Source organism: Pseudomonas sp. GD03862, from assembly GCF_029840855.1.
GTDB classification, from domain to species: Bacteria; Pseudomonadota; Gammaproteobacteria; order Pseudomonadales; family Pseudomonadaceae; genus Aquipseudomonas; species Aquipseudomonas alloputida.
Genome location: NZ_JAOCDI010000019.1, coordinates 1 through 13115, shown reverse-complemented (window position 1 = coordinate 13115; position 13115 = coordinate 1). Strand labels below are relative to the sequence as shown.

General features: G+C 63.5%; 12 protein-coding genes. 4 read left to right on the top strand and 8 right to left on the bottom strand.

Going from position 1 to position 13115, the window contains the following annotated elements:
• Window positions 1-75: 75 nt before the first annotated feature.
• Window positions 76-1152, bottom strand: coding sequence for an S-methyl-5-thioribose-1-phosphate isomerase (mtnA, locus tag N5D53_RS14230; RefSeq protein ID WP_104962367.1), 1077 nt, complete (start codon window positions 1150-1152; stop codon window positions 76-78).
• 110 nt (window positions 1153-1262) lie between these two features.
• Here mtnA and ubiG point away from each other — a divergent pair, with 110 nt between their 5' ends.
• From ubiG to N5D53_RS14215, 3 genes are all read left to right on the top strand, one after another.
• Window positions 1263-1961 carry a bifunctional 2-polyprenyl-6-hydroxyphenol methylase/3-demethylubiquinol 3-O-methyltransferase UbiG gene (ubiG, locus tag N5D53_RS14225; protein WP_003252662.1) on the top strand — a complete coding sequence of 233 codons (699 nt, stop codon included), beginning with the start codon at window positions 1263-1265 and terminating at the stop codon, window positions 1959-1961.
• Window positions 1962-1963: 2 nt separating this feature from the next.
• Complete coding sequence (mupP, locus tag N5D53_RS14220; RefSeq protein ID WP_010952803.1) at window positions 1964-2635, top strand: N-acetylmuramic acid 6-phosphate phosphatase MupP; 672 nt, start codon at window positions 1964-1966, stop codon at window positions 2633-2635.
• A 157-nt stretch (window positions 2636-2792) separates the two neighbouring features.
• A complete protein-coding gene (locus N5D53_RS14215) occupies window positions 2793-3533 on the top strand; it encodes a YciK family oxidoreductase (RefSeq protein ID WP_003252656.1) in 741 nt (246 codons plus the stop codon).
• 118 nt (window positions 3534-3651) lie between these two features.
• Here the strand turns inward: N5D53_RS14215 and N5D53_RS14210 are convergent, their stop codons facing one another.
• The 7 genes from N5D53_RS14210 to N5D53_RS14180 all read right to left on the bottom strand — a co-directional run bounded on the left by N5D53_RS14210 (window position 3652) and on the right by N5D53_RS14180 (window position 11563).
• Window positions 3652-4437, bottom strand: a complete 786-nt coding sequence (locus N5D53_RS14210; protein WP_104887175.1) for an iron-containing redox enzyme family protein — start codon at window positions 4435-4437, stop codon at window positions 3652-3654.
• A 30-nt stretch (window positions 4438-4467) separates the two neighbouring features.
• A complete protein-coding gene (locus N5D53_RS14205) occupies window positions 4468-6924 on the bottom strand; it encodes an EAL domain-containing protein (protein WP_190870060.1) in 2457 nt (818 codons plus the stop codon).
• Window positions 6925-7210: 286 nt separating this feature from the next.
• Window positions 7211-9043, bottom strand: a complete 1833-nt coding sequence (locus N5D53_RS14200; RefSeq protein WP_010952800.1) for an ABC transporter ATP-binding protein — start codon at window positions 9041-9043, stop codon at window positions 7211-7213.
• Complete coding sequence (locus tag N5D53_RS14195) at window positions 9036-9668, bottom strand: DsbA family protein (protein WP_190870058.1); 633 nt, start codon at window positions 9666-9668, stop codon at window positions 9036-9038. The genes N5D53_RS14200 and N5D53_RS14195 overlap by 8 nt, the downstream gene beginning before the upstream one ends.
• A gap of 3 nt (window positions 9669-9671) precedes the next feature.
• Window positions 9672-10604 (bottom strand): rhodanese-related sulfurtransferase, encoded by a 933-nt coding sequence (locus tag N5D53_RS14190; RefSeq protein WP_121162045.1) that lies wholly within the window; start codon window positions 10602-10604, stop codon window positions 9672-9674.
• A gap of 127 nt (window positions 10605-10731) precedes the next feature.
• Entirely contained in the window at window positions 10732-11028 is a 297-nt protein-coding gene (locus tag N5D53_RS14185; protein WP_010952797.1) for a BolA family protein, read from the bottom strand.
• Window positions 11029-11038: 10 nt separating this feature from the next.
• A complete protein-coding gene (locus N5D53_RS14180) occupies window positions 11039-11563 on the bottom strand; it encodes a DUF2059 domain-containing protein (RefSeq protein ID WP_010952796.1) in 525 nt (174 codons plus the stop codon).
• Window positions 11564-11717: 154 nt separating this feature from the next.
• Here N5D53_RS14180 and N5D53_RS14175 point away from each other — a divergent pair, with 154 nt between their 5' ends.
• The gene (locus N5D53_RS14175; protein ID WP_010952795.1) at window positions 11718-13112 is read left to right on the top strand and encodes a class II fumarate hydratase; all 1395 of its coding nucleotides are present in this window, start codon (window positions 11718-11720) and stop codon (window positions 13110-13112) included.
• The last annotated feature ends 3 nt before the right edge of the window (window positions 13113-13115 follow it).

Genomic DNA, 13115 nt, shown 5'->3' with positions numbered 1-13115 from the left:
CCACAGCCCTAAGGCCATGCGATATCCCTGTGGGAGCGGGCAAGCCCGCGAAAAGGCCGGTGAGGCGATACAAAATCAGTGCAGGCGCTTGCGGCAAACCAGCTGAGCCAGCTTGGCAGCATCCGGGCGCTCGACGATGCCGCGTTCGGTCACGATCACATCGATCAGGTCGGCCGGCGTTACATCGAACACCGGGTTGAACACCTCGACACCCGGCGACACCGGGGTACCGCCGAAGTCCAGCCACTCGTCGGCGTCACGCTCCTCCAGCGGGATATCCTCACCCGTGGCCAGGTTCAGGTCGATGCTGGTGCTCGGCGCCACGACCATGAAGCGCACGCCATGGTGCATGGCACTGACGGCCAGCTGATAGGTGCCGATCTTGCCGGCCATGTCGCCATTGGCAGCGATGCAGTCCGCCCCCACCACCACCCAGGTGATGCCCTTGGTCTTCATGAGGTGGGCCAGCGCAGAGTCGGCACAAAGGGTCACCGGGATGCCCTCGTTGGCCAGCTCCCAGCCGGTCAGGCGCGAGCCCTGCAGCCAAGGGCGAGTCTCACCGGCATAAACCCGCTCGACCATGCCTTCCAGGTAGCCGGCACGGATCACCCCCAGTGCGGTGCCAAAGCCACCACTGGCAAGGGCGCCGGCGTTGCCGAAGGTGAGCAGGGCCTGGGCATTGCCCTGATGGCGACGGATCAGCTCGATACCCTGCTGGGCCATGGTCAGGTTGGCCTCACGGTCGCTGTCGTGAATGGCCACCGCTTCGGCCTCCAGCGCTGCCAGAACGTCTTCTTCCGGCCGCAGGCGCTGCAGGCGCTCGCGCATGCGGTTCAGCGCCCAGAACAAGTTGGCGGCGGTAGGGCGCGCCTCGGCGAGGGTGAGAAAGTCGTCTTCAAGGTCCATTTCCCAATCGCCGCCTTCGGCCAGCCGCTCTTCAAGGGCCAGTACCAGGCCGTAAGCTGCGGCAATACCGATCGCCGAGGCGCCGCGCACCGCCATGTCACGGATGGCTGCGGCCACCTGCGCGACATTGTCGCAGGCCAGCCAACGCTCCTCCGACGGCAGCAGGCGCTGGTCGAGCAGGTGCAAGGCGCCGCCCTGCCAGCGGATCGCGGTCACCTTCTCCGCCGCCAAAAGTCGCTCGCGCATCGCCTCTCCCCGTCATTCGGATATCAAAAACCGGCGATTATAGCGACCCTCGCGGCCAAGCGCTCGGGTATACTCCGGCGCAATTTTGCGAAGTTTCAGAGGACTGTTCAATGAGCAACGTCGACCGCGCCGAAATCGCCAAGTTCGAAGCGCTGGCCCACCGCTGGTGGGACCGCGAAAGCGAGTTCAAGCCGCTGCACGAAATCAACCCGCTGCGCGTCAACTGGATCGACGAGCGCGTCAGCCTGGCCGGCAAGAAAGTGCTGGACGTGGGTTGCGGTGGCGGCATCCTCAGCGAAGCCATGGCCCTGCGCGGCGCCACGGTCACCGGTATCGACATGGGCGAGGCGCCACTGGCGGTGGCTCAGTTGCACCAGCTGGAGTCCGGCGTGCAGGTGGAATACCGGCAGATCACCGCCGAAGCCCTGGCCGAGGAAATGCCTGAACAGTTCGACGTGGTCACCTGTCTGGAAATGCTCGAGCACGTGCCCGACCCGTCTTCGGTGATTCGCGCCTGCTACCGCATGGTCAAGCCTGGCGGCCAGGTGTTCTTCTCCACCATCAACCGCAACCCCAAGGCCTACCTGCTGGCCATCGTCGGCGCCGAGTACATCCTGAAGATGCTGCCGCGCGGCACCCATGACTTCAAGAAGTTCATCCGCCCGTCCGAGCTGGGCGCCTGGAGCCGCGATGCCGGCCTGCAGGTGAAGGACATCATCGGCCTCACCTACAACCCGCTGACCAAGCACTACAAGCTCAACAGCGACGTCGACGTCAACTACATGATCCAGACCCTGCGCGAGGAATAAGCATGCGTTTGCGAGCAGTACTCTTCGACATGGACGGCACCTTGCTGGACACGGCGCCGGACTTCATCGCCATTTGCCAGGCCATGCTCGCCGAACGCGGGCTGCCGGCCGTTGACGACAACCTGATCCGTGGCGTGATCTCGGGTGGCGCCCGGGCCATGGTTGCCACTGCGTTCGCCATGGACCCGGAGGCTGACGGCTTCGAGGCCCTGCGCCTGGAGTTCCTCGAGCGTTACCAGCGCGACTGCGCGGTGCACAGCAAGCTGTTCGAGGGCATGGCCGAGCTGCTGGCCGACATCGAGAAAGGCAACCTGCTGTGGGGCGTAGTGACCAACAAGCCGGTGCGCTTCGCCGAACCGATCATGCAGCAACTGGGCCTGGCCGAGCGTTCGGCGTTGCTGATCTGCCCGGACCACGTGAAAAACAGCAAACCCGACCCCGAGCCGCTGATCCTGGCCTGCAAGACCCTGAACCTGGACCCGGCCAGTGTGCTGTTCGTTGGCGACGACCTGCGCGACATCGAGTCTGGTCGCGACGCGGGTACCCGCACGGCAGCAGTGCGCTACGGCTATATTCATCCAGAGGACAACCCCAACAACTGGGGTGCCGACGTGGTGGTGGACCACCCGCTGGAACTGCGCAAAGTGATCGACAGCGCGCTGTGCGGCTGCTGAACCCAGACCGATGACCGGGCACCGCCCTTTTGTAGGAGCGGGTTTACCCGCGAATGCGTCCGATCAGGCGCCAGTGTTGTCCGGGCTGGCGCATTCGCGGGTGAACCCGCTCCTACAATAGGCCCAGGCCGCCCACACGAACTCGAAGGACAGAACCATGTTCGACTACACCGCCCGCCCCGACCTGCTGCAAGGCCGGGTCATCCTGGTTACCGGTGCCGGCCGTGGCATTGGTGCCGCGGCTGCCAAGGCCTATGCCGCACTGGGTGCCACCGTGCTGCTGCTGGGCAAGACCGAGGCCAACCTGAACGAGGTCTACGACCAGATCGAAGCCGCCGGCCACCCGCAGCCGGTGGTCATCCCGTTCAACCTGGAAACCGCCCTGCCACACCAGTACGACGAGCTGGCGGCCATGATCGAAGGCCAGTTCGGCCGCCTCGATGGCCTGCTCAACAATGCGTCGATCATCGGCCCGCGCACGCCGCTGGAACAGCTGTCGGGCGACAACTTCATGCGCGTGATGCACATCAACGTCAATGCCACCTTCATGCTCACCAGCACCCTGCTGCCGCTGCTGAAGCTGTCGGAAGACGCTTCGGTGGTGTTTACCAGCAGCAGCGTGGGGCGCAAGGGCCGGGCTTACTGGGGCGCTTATGGCGTGTCGAAGTTCGCCACCGAAGGCCTGATGCAGACCTTGGCCGATGAGCTGGAAGGCGTGGCGCCGGTGCGCGCCAACAGTATCAACCCGGGCGCCACGCGCACGGCGATGCGGGCCCAGGCCTACCCCGGCGAGAACCCGCAGAACAACCCGCTGCCCGAAGAGATCATGCCGGTGTACCTGTACCTGATGGGGCCGGACAGCACAGGGGTGAACGGGCAGGCGTTCAACGCCCAATAAACCTGCATCGGCCTCTTCGCGGGCTTGCCCGCTCCCACAGGTAGGGCGCAGTCCTTGAGGGTTGCGGTGATCCTGTGGGAGCGGGCAAGCCCGCGAAGAGGGCGGTACAGGAAAGCGATCAGCCCACAGCCAACGCCGGCCGCATACGGCCTTGCTGGCGCCCTTCCAGCTGCATGCAGCGTTCCAGGAACAGGAACATGCAGTCGTAACTCTTGCAGATCGCCCTGCGCAGCTCGGTCCGCAACCCCAGGGTGGGGTTCTCACCGGCCAGGGTACAGATGATTTCCAGCGCCTCCCACGGGTGCGCATCGTCATACTGGGCATGCATCTTCAGCCACTTCATCGCCCGCTTGCGCCCTTCTTCAGGGAACCCCTGCGCATAGGTGTCGGTCGAGCACACCACCGCTGACCATTCACCGGTCGCGCCTTCGATGGCGTAGTTGGTCGCTGCCATGGAAATAGCCAGGTTCTCGGTAGCGCACACCCGCCAGCACCAGTCGTTCAGGCCGTTCAGCTCGGGCGGCACTTCTTGCGCCTGCAACTCGTGCAGATGCACACCGTGCGCCTGGCACCAGTTCACCCAGTAGTCGGCATGGTTGAGCTCGACGCGGATGTTGCGCATCAGCCAGCGCCGCGCCATGTCCTCGCCCTGATGCCGGCCATAGCGGGTCTTGGTCAGGTTATGCGCCATGTACAACGAAAACTGCTCCACCACCGGCCAGCCCCCGATCAGGTACTGACGGATGGTCGATTGCTTCAGCTGGCCATCGCGTAGTCGTGCATAAAACTCATGCTCAACCACCCGGCGCTTGCTCTCGCGGCAGTCTTCAATCAGTTGCTGGGCCCATTGGGGGTAACTGGCGGGGTCCATCAAAGGCCCGATACGAACGAATGCGTCAATCACTTTCAGCTCCTTGATCCTTGTGATTTCCAACTAGCGAAATGTGCCAGGTGCTCGCTGCAACAGAGGCCGGGCGGCGATCCGTTGGCGCTGCAGACTGTCACAGGTGAACACCTGGGGGCGTTCGATCAGGTAGCCCTGGGCGTAATCCACGCCTATTTCCTGCAAGGCCTGCTCGATCAAGGGTGTTTCGACGAACTCGGCAATTGTGCGCTTACCCATCACATGGCCGATATGGTTGATGACCTCGACCATGGCCCGGTTGACCGGGTCGTCGAGCATGTCCTTGACGAAACTGCCGTCAATCTTCAGGTAGTCCACGGGCAAATGCTTGAGATAGGCGAACGAGGACATGCCGGCGCAAAAATCATCGAGCGAGAAACGGCAACCCAGCCCTTTCAGCTCGTTGATGAAGCGAATGGCGCTGCCCAGGTTGGCAATGGCGCTGGTTTCGGTAATTTCAAAGCAGATCATTCGCGGCGGAATGTCGTATTCGACGAACAACCGCTGGAGGTATTCAAGGAACTTGTCGTCGCCAATGCTGGACCCCGACAGGTTGATGGCACAGGTCGACAACGGCCCTTCACGCCCTTCTTCCAGGCACTGGCGTATGACCATGAACACATTGCGCACCACCCAGCGGTCCAGCGCGGTCATCAGGCCGTAGCGCTCGGCCGCCGGGATGAAGCTGCTGGGCAGGATGGTGCGGCCGCTTTCGTCGTGCAGGCGCAACAGAATTTCGATATGGCCCGGGCCCTCGAAGGTTTTGAGCGGGGCGATTTCCTGGGCGTAGAGGCAAAAGCGGTTTTCTTCCAGGGCCACATGCAAGCGCTGGATCCAGGCCATTTCGCCAAAACGCATGGACAGCTCGCTGTCGTCGGCGTGGTACACCTGCACACGGTTTCGGCCCTTTTCCTTGGCCATGTAGCAGGCCATGTCGGCGGCGCGCAGCGAGGCCTCCAAGGTACCGGGGGCCTGGGCCATATGCACCAGACCAATACTGACCGTGGTCACGAACGGCCGCCCTTTCCATACGAAGTGCAGGCTCTGCACCATCTGGCGCAATTGTTCGCCAATGCGCTCGGCCTGGTCGGGCGGGCAGTTTTCCAGCAGCACGCCAAATTCATCGCCGCCCAGCCGCGCCAGCGTATCGCCCTCACGCAGGCCGGATTGCAGCACCGCGCAGATGTGCCGCAGCAACTCATCGCCGGCAGCGTGGCCACAGGTGTCGTTGACCAGCTTGAACTGGTCGAGGTCGAGGAACATCAGCGAATGCCGCCCCGCCTGACGCGCCAGGTCGTTGAGCGCCTGCTCCAGGCGGTATTCGAACTCGCGGCGGTTGGCCAGCCCGGTCAGGGCGTCGTGGGTTGCCTGCCAGGACAGGTTGGCGATGTACTGGCGTTCCTGGGTCATGTCGTGCAGCACCAGCACGATGCCACTGACCTGGCCATCATTGAGGATCGGCGAGCCTACCAGGTTGATCGACACGGTACTGCCGTCCAGGCGCTGGATCAGCCGGGCATGCTCGGAGCCGCCCTTGAGGCTGCCGCTGAGCACCTGCTCGACCAAGCTGCGACCGTCCTCCTCGGCGTGCTCATCCACCAGGCTGAACAGCGCCGACAGCGGCAGACCCTGGGCCTGGCCGGATTGCCAGTGGGTCAACTGCTCGGCGGCCGGGTTCATGTAGCCGATATTGCCCTCGACATCGGTGGTGATCACCGCATCCCCGATGGCCTGCAGGGTAATCTGCGCACGCTCTTTTTCTTCCTGCAAGGCGCTGGCGAAGGCCTGGCGCTGGGCCAACAGCTTGCTGGAGCGGCGCCAGGCAATGGCGATCAGGAACATTGCGGTCAGCAGGTTGGTGATCAGCAGCACCCGCAGCAACATGCGCGAGCCTTCACCCAAGGCATCACTGAAGGCCTTGGCCGCCGGGGTCACGCCTTCGTTGATGGCGACAATGCGGGCCTTCCAATCGCTGACAGTGTCTGGATCCGCCGGGCCATTGGCAAAACGCTGGCGCATTTCACCGGCCAGTACATCCAGCTTGGCCAGATAGTCGTCACCGATGTCCCAGTAATCGATGGCTGTCTGCATATAGCTGACATGGCGAAAGTTGCGGTAGAACCAGATGATCCGATCGACATCGTCAGGGTGGTTGCCACCTTGCAGAACCGCCTGTCGCGCGGCGTCCAGATCAGGGCTGGGGTGGTCGAGCACCTCGCGCAGACGATGGTCACCCTGGGGCACGGTAATGGCCTGGCGATAGCGCTGGTAGGTGCTGTCGTCCTGCGTCTCGCCGTACAGACTGAGGTAGTAGATGGCATCTTTCTGCGCCTTGGACCACAGGCTTTCGCCCGCGACATAGGCACGCACGGCCGAGAGCGTATAAAGGCTGAGGCTGCCCAACGCCACCTGAAGGACCACGACGGCGATGAAAGGCCAGGTGATGCCGAGCAACTTTGGCGCTTCGAGTGTGCGATGTCCCTTCATGGAGTCCCTGTCACAGAGCAGATAAGGCGTAAATCGACCCAGACAAGCACAGCGTAGGCCATTTGCCATCGCTGTGGCGGGGATTTTTATGACAAGGAATCGGGGATTTTTACAGCGTACGCGCTGGCCATTGCAGGAGCGGGTTTACCCGCGAAGATGACACCGCGGTGGATGGCACGGGCTTCGCCCGTGTTCGCGGGCAAGCCCGCTCCCACAGGGTCACACCAGCTTTTAGAAATTGAGCAAGACAGTTGCTCCCAAAAGCCCGGTGAAGGCAGCCAGATAATCAGCTCTGCTGCAGATGCCCATACAGCTTGGCGTATAACCCACCCTCGGCAATCAGCTGCTGATGGTCGCCGTCTTCGGCCACGTGCCCGCCATCGAACACCAGCACCCGGTCGGCCTGTTTCACCGCCGACAAGCGGTGGGCGATGATCAGCGTGGTGCGGCCGCTGAGGAAGCACGCCAAGGCCTGATGCAGGTTGTACTCGGTGGCGGCATCCAGGGCTGAGGTGGCCTCGTCGAGGATCACCACCTTGGGCTCAGCCAGTACCATGCGGGCAATGGCCAGGCGCTGGCGCTGGCCACCGGACAAGCGCACGCCTGAACGCCCTACCACACTGTCCAGGCCCTGCGGCAAGGCGGCGATGGTGGCATCCAGCTGGGCGATGCGCAGCGCCTGCCAGCACGCATCATCGCTGCAGTCGCGGCCCATGGTCAGGTTGGCACGCACGCTGTCGTTGAACAGCGACGGGTGCTGCAACACCACCGCGACGTTCTCGCGCAGGGTTTCCAGGCCGATTTCCTGGAGGCTGGCCCCGCCAAAGCGGATGGTCCCGGCCTGGGCGCTGTAAAGGCCCAGCAGTAGCTGAACCAGCGTGCTCTTGCCGCCGCCGCTGGCACCGACAATCGCCACCTTCTCACCCGCAGCGATGGACAGGTCGAGGTGCTCGAGCACCGGCTCGTCGGCATAGGCAAAGCGCAGGTCGCGCACTTCAATGCCCACCGTTTCGCGCCCGGCAAACGGGTCGCTGGCGGCCGGGTATTGCGGCTCGTCGGCACGCGCCAGCAGCTCGTTGAGGCGACTCAGCGCACCGCCTGCGGCGTAGTAGGCATATTGCAGATTAAGCAGTTGCTCCACCGGACCGATCATGAACCACAGGTAGCTGAACACCGCCAGCATCTGGCCGATCGACAGGTCGGAAAACAGCACGGTCAGCATGGCCGCCGCGCGGAAGATGTCGATGCCGAACTGGAACAGCAGGCCACTGGCACGGCCACTGGCATCGCTTTTCCATTGCGAGTCCACGGCGTAATCGCGCACCTCGCGGGCACGCAGACCCAGGCGGCCAAGGAAGTAGCCCTGGCGGTTGCCGGCGCGGATTTCCTGAATGGCATCGAGGGTTTCCGCCAGCGCCTGGGTAAAGCGCGCGGTGCTGTCGTTTTCGAGCTTTTTCAGGTGTTTGACGCGCTTGCCCAACTGCACGGTGAAGTAGATCACCAGCGGGTTGAACAGCAAGATCAGCAAGGCCAGCTGCCAGTGCATCCAGATCAGGATGGCCGCCGTGCCGGTCAGTGTCAGCATGGCCACCAGGAAGCGGCTGAGGGTTTCGCCAACGAACTTGTCCAGGGTGTCCAGGTCGGTGACCAGGTGGGTGGTCACCGTGCCGCTGCCCAGGCTTTCGTACTCTTTCAGCGAAATACGCTTGAGGCGCTCGATCAGGCGGATGCGCAGGCGGTAGACGATGTCCTTGGCCAGCCCGGCGAACAGCTTGGACTGGATCACGTTGAACGCCAGTGCAGCCAGGCGCAGGCACAGGGTGAGCGCCAGCATCAGGCCGATGTAACCGGCTGCCACCTGCCAGCTGGACGGCAGCAGATGGTTCATCCACTTCAGCGCGGCATCGCCATGGCCGAGCAGAACTTCGTCCACCAACAGCGGCAGCAGCAGCGGAATGGGCACACTGCAACACGCCGCCAGTAACGCAATGAGGTTGGCTGACCAGAGGTTTTTCTTGTGATGCAGGGCCAGGCGGCGGATTTCCGCCCAGCTCAGTCGATCGCCCGCAGTGTATGGCTTGCCCGGTACCGGGTCGGGTGACCCTGGTACATCAAGCACAGGCGGCCTGCTGCAGCCAGCGGCCGAGCAAGGGTTGCAGGCGCTCCAGCGGCTGGTAGCCGTTGGTCAGCAAGGCCAGTTGGCCATTGCGCTCGGCCAGCAGGGTCGGGAACCCGGCAATACCCAGGTCCTGGGCCCAGGCGAAGTCGGCCGCGGTGGCGGCGCGGGTATCGGCACGGGCGAAGGCTTCGGCGAACGCGGCACGGTCGAAGCCACACTGCGAGGCCAGCTCGACCAGCTGCGGCGCGGTGGTCACATCGATGCCCTGTTCGTAGAACGAACGCTGGATCAACGCCAGCAGCGGCCAGACGCGCTCGGCATCCAGCTCGCGGGCCGTGACCAGCGCGCGGCAGGCCGGCTCGGTGTCGTAGACGAAGCCGTCCGGCATGGCCCCCTCGAAGCGGAACGGCTGGCCGGTAGCATCAGCCACCGCCTGCCAGTGTTCCAGGATGTACTTGCGAGTGGAGCTGTCCAGGGCGCTGCCGCCGGTACGCAGCCCGCCCGTTACCAAGCGGGCAGGCACGCCTGCCTCACGCGCCTGGGTGATCAGGGCCGCAGCCACTGGCGCAAAACCCCAGCACCAGGAGCACATTGGGTCCATCACATAGATCAGGCGTGCAGACATGCTTCAAGCCTCGGCTTTGTAGTTGTAACCGATCGGGTGCGGCAGGTTGCGGGCCTTGGCCAGCTCGATCTGCTTCTGCCGGTCGATGGCACTGCGCCGGGTCTTCTCGCTCAGGCTGTCCCAGCAATGCGGGCAGCTGACACCTGGCGAATAGTGCTCGGACGCGCGCTCCTCTGCATTGATCGGATGGCGGCAGGCGTGGCACTGGTCGTACTCGCCCTCGCTCAGGTCATGACGCACCGTGACCCGGTTGTCGAAGACGAAGCAGTCGCCGTCCCACAGGCTTTCTTCCTGAGGCACTTCCTCGAAGTATTTCAGGATGCCGCCCTTAAGATGATAGACCGACTCGAAGCCTTCACCGAGCATGTAGCTGGAGGCTTTTTCGCAACGGATGCCGCCGGTGCAGAACATGGCGACCTTCTTGTGCTTGCTCGGGTCGAAGTTGGCCTTGATGTACTCCGGGAACTCACGGAAGGTTTCGGTCTTCGGGTCGATGGCGCCCTTGAAGGTACCGATGGCCACTTCGTAGTCGTTGCGGGTGTCGATCAACAGCACTTCCGGGTCGCTGATCAGGGCGTTCCAGTCCTTGGGCTCGACATAGGTGCCAACGGCCTGGTTGGGGTCTACGCCCGGCACGCCGAGGGTGACGATCTCTTTCTTGAGCTTGACCTTGGTGCGGTAGAACGGCTGTTCGTCGCAGTACGATTCTTTGTGGTCGATATCGACCAGACGCGGGTCGCTGCGCAACCAGGCCAGCAGGCCATCAATGCCTTCCCGGGTGCCCGACACGGTGCCGTTGATGCCCTCCTGGGCCAGCAGCAGGGTGCCTTTGACGTTGTTGTCGAGCATGGTCTTGAGCAGCGGCTCGCGCAGCTCGACGTAGTCTTCCAGGGTGACGAACTTGTACAGCGCCGCGACGACGATGGCTTGAGACATGTAACGGAATCTCCAGGTGGTTGCCCTCGTAAGGGGCGGACCGGGTTTGACAGTTGCATAAAAAGCAGGGGGCCGCTAAGCGGCCCCCTTTGGGTGATGCAGATTCTACCAGAACAACAAAACGGTTTCAGTGCCCGCCGCCCGCACACACGGGCGAGGCCGGTGCAACGCCGACCTTGGCCCACTCTTCGGCGGTGTAGGTGTGGATGGCCAGGGCATGGATCTCGCCCATCAGCTCACCCATGGTGGCGTACACCTTCTGGTGGCGCTTGACGCTGTTCAACCCGGCGAACTGCTCGCTGACGATCACCGCCTTGTAGTGGGTCTCCTGACCACGACTGTGCATGTGACTTTCGTTGAGCACTTCCAGGTGTTGCGGCGCCAGCGCGGCCAGTTGCTGTTCGATACGTTGTTGCATGGTCATTGCGGCGTACTCACTTCTTCGCTGGGGCGGCGGCCTTGCCTGCGTTCGGGTCCAGCTCTTTGGTCATGTCTTCCAGCAGCTTGTTCACCACCGGTACTGCTGGCTCCAGGCTCTGCTGGGTCAACTGTGCCGACTGCTGGGTGACCTTAGGCATTTCACGCAGCACTTTCTTGCCCAGCGGCGATTCGTAGAACTTGACCAGGTCCTTCAGCTCCTGCTCGGTGAAGGTCCGGGTGTACAGGTCGACCATCTTCGGCTTCAGCTTGTTCCAGCCGATGGCGTTGTCCAGCGCGGCATTGGCCTTGGCCTGGTAGCTTTCCAGCACGGGCTGCTTGGCGGCCGGGGCCTTGGTCTGGGCGAAACGCTGGGCGAACATCTGCTGCACTTGCATGTACACCGGGGTGCCCAGCTTGTCGGCGTTGGCCAGGGTCAGGAATTTCTCGGCAGCAGCGTTGTGGCTGGCGGTGGCAGCGAGTACCTGGCCGCTGGCGCAAACCAGGGCAACGGCGGCACAAAGGACACGGAGACGGGTCATTGCATTTCCTTCAAAGAGGGGGAGGCGGGCACCTCAGAGTAGAGCATTCTGCGCCGTGGTGGCGATGTGCTCAAGTGGCACGACGAGCGACGGAACCGCTCGGTCGAATCAGGGCCTAAACTGCGATTTCGAACTACACAGGAGTGAGTACAGAATGAGCCGTATCGAGACAGACAGCCTGGGCCCGGTCGAAGTTCCGGAGGACGCCTACTGGGGTGCGCAGACCCAGCGTTCGCTGATCAACTTCGCCATTGGCAAGGAACGCATGCCCCTCGCGGTATTGCACGCCCTGGCACTGATCAAGAAGGCCGCGGCGCGCGTCAACGACCGCAATGGCGACCTGCCGGCCGACATCGCCCGGTTGATCGAACAGGCCGCCGATGAAGTGCTGGATGGCCAGCACGACGATCAGTTCCCGCTCGTCGTCTGGCAGACGGGCAGTGGCACCCAGAGCAACATGAACGTCAACGAGGTGATCGCCGGACGCGCCAACGAACTGGCCGGCAAAGGCCGTGGCGGCAAGGCGCCAGTACACCCCAATGACCACGTCAACCGCTCGCAGAGCTCCAACGACTGCTTCCCCACCGCCATGCACATTGCGGCAGCCCAGGCGGTGCATGAAAAGCTGCTGCCGGCCGTCACCGAACTGTCTTCGGGGCTGGCCGAGCTGTCGATGCGTCACCACAAGCTGGTAAAAACCGGCCGCACGCACATGATGGACGCCACGCCGATTACCTTCGGCCAGGAAGTGTCAGCCTTCGTCGCCCAGCTCGATTACGCCCAGCGCGCTATCCGCGCCACCCTGCCGGCGGTGTGCGAACTGGCCCAGGGCGGCACTGCCGTGGGTACCGGGCTCAACGCCCCGCAGGGTTTTGCCGAGGCCATCGCGGCCGAGCTGGCGGCGCTGTCCGGCCTGCCGTTCATCACTGCACCCAACAAGTTCGCCGCCCTCGCCGGCCACGAACCGCTGACCAGCCTGGCGGGGGCCCTGAAGACCCTGGCCGTGGCCCTGATGAAAATCGCCAACGACCTGCGCCTGCTGGGGTCCGGCCCTCGCGCCGGGCTTGCCGAGGTGCGCCTGCCAGCCAACGAGCCGGGCAGCTCGATCATGCCGGGCAAGGTCAACCCCACCCAGTGCGAGGCGCTGTCGATGCTGGCCTGCCAGGTACTGGGCAACGACGCAGCCATCGGCTTTGCCGCCAGCCAGGGGCATTTGCAGTTGAATGTGTTCAAGCCGGTGATCATCCATAACCTGCTGCAATCCATCGAGTTGCTGGCCGATGGTTGCCGCAACTTCCAGCAGCATTGCGTGGCGGGTATCGAGCCGGATGCCGAGCAGATGGCCGCGCACCTGGAGCGCGGGTTGATGCTGGTGACGGCGCTGAACCCGCATATTGGCTATGACAAGGCGGCAGAAATTGCCAAGAAGGCTTACAGCGAGGGCACGACCTTGCGCGAGGCGGCCTTGGCGTTGAAGTACCTGACCAATGAGCAGTTCGACCAGTGGGTGCGGCCGGAGAACATGCTGGCGCCGGGCGGCAAGGGCTGACTG

What these genes read in the sequence shown, in the direction of transcription:
- mtnA (WP_104962367.1), bottom strand. Translation starts at nt 1,152, where the DNA reads ATGCGCGAGCGACTTTTGGCGGCGGAGAAGGTGACCGCGATCCGCTGG.
- ubiG (WP_003252662.1), top strand. Translation starts at nt 1,263, where the DNA reads ATGAGCAACGTCGACCGCGCCGAAATCGCCAAGTTCGAAGCGCTGGCC.
- mupP (WP_010952803.1), top strand. Translation starts at nt 1,964, where the DNA reads ATGCGTTTGCGAGCAGTACTCTTCGACATGGACGGCACCTTGCTGGAC.
- N5D53_RS14215 (WP_003252656.1), top strand. Translation starts at nt 2,793, where the DNA reads ATGTTCGACTACACCGCCCGCCCCGACCTGCTGCAAGGCCGGGTCATC.
- N5D53_RS14205 (WP_190870060.1), bottom strand. Translation starts at nt 6,924, where the DNA reads ATGAAGGGACATCGCACACTCGAAGCGCCAAAGTTGCTCGGCATCACC.
- N5D53_RS14195 (WP_190870058.1), bottom strand. Translation starts at nt 9,668, where the DNA reads ATGTCTGCACGCCTGATCTATGTGATGGACCCAATGTGCTCCTGGTGC.
- N5D53_RS14190 (WP_121162045.1), bottom strand. Translation starts at nt 10,604, where the DNA reads ATGTCTCAAGCCATCGTCGTCGCGGCGCTGTACAAGTTCGTCACCCTG.
- N5D53_RS14185 (WP_010952797.1), bottom strand. Translation starts at nt 11,028, where the DNA reads ATGACCATGCAACAACGTATCGAACAGCAACTGGCCGCGCTGGCGCCG.
- N5D53_RS14180 (WP_010952796.1), bottom strand. Translation starts at nt 11,563, where the DNA reads ATGACCCGTCTCCGTGTCCTTTGTGCCGCCGTTGCCCTGGTTTGCGCC.
- N5D53_RS14175 (WP_010952795.1), top strand. Translation starts at nt 11,718, where the DNA reads ATGAGCCGTATCGAGACAGACAGCCTGGGCCCGGTCGAAGTTCCGGAG.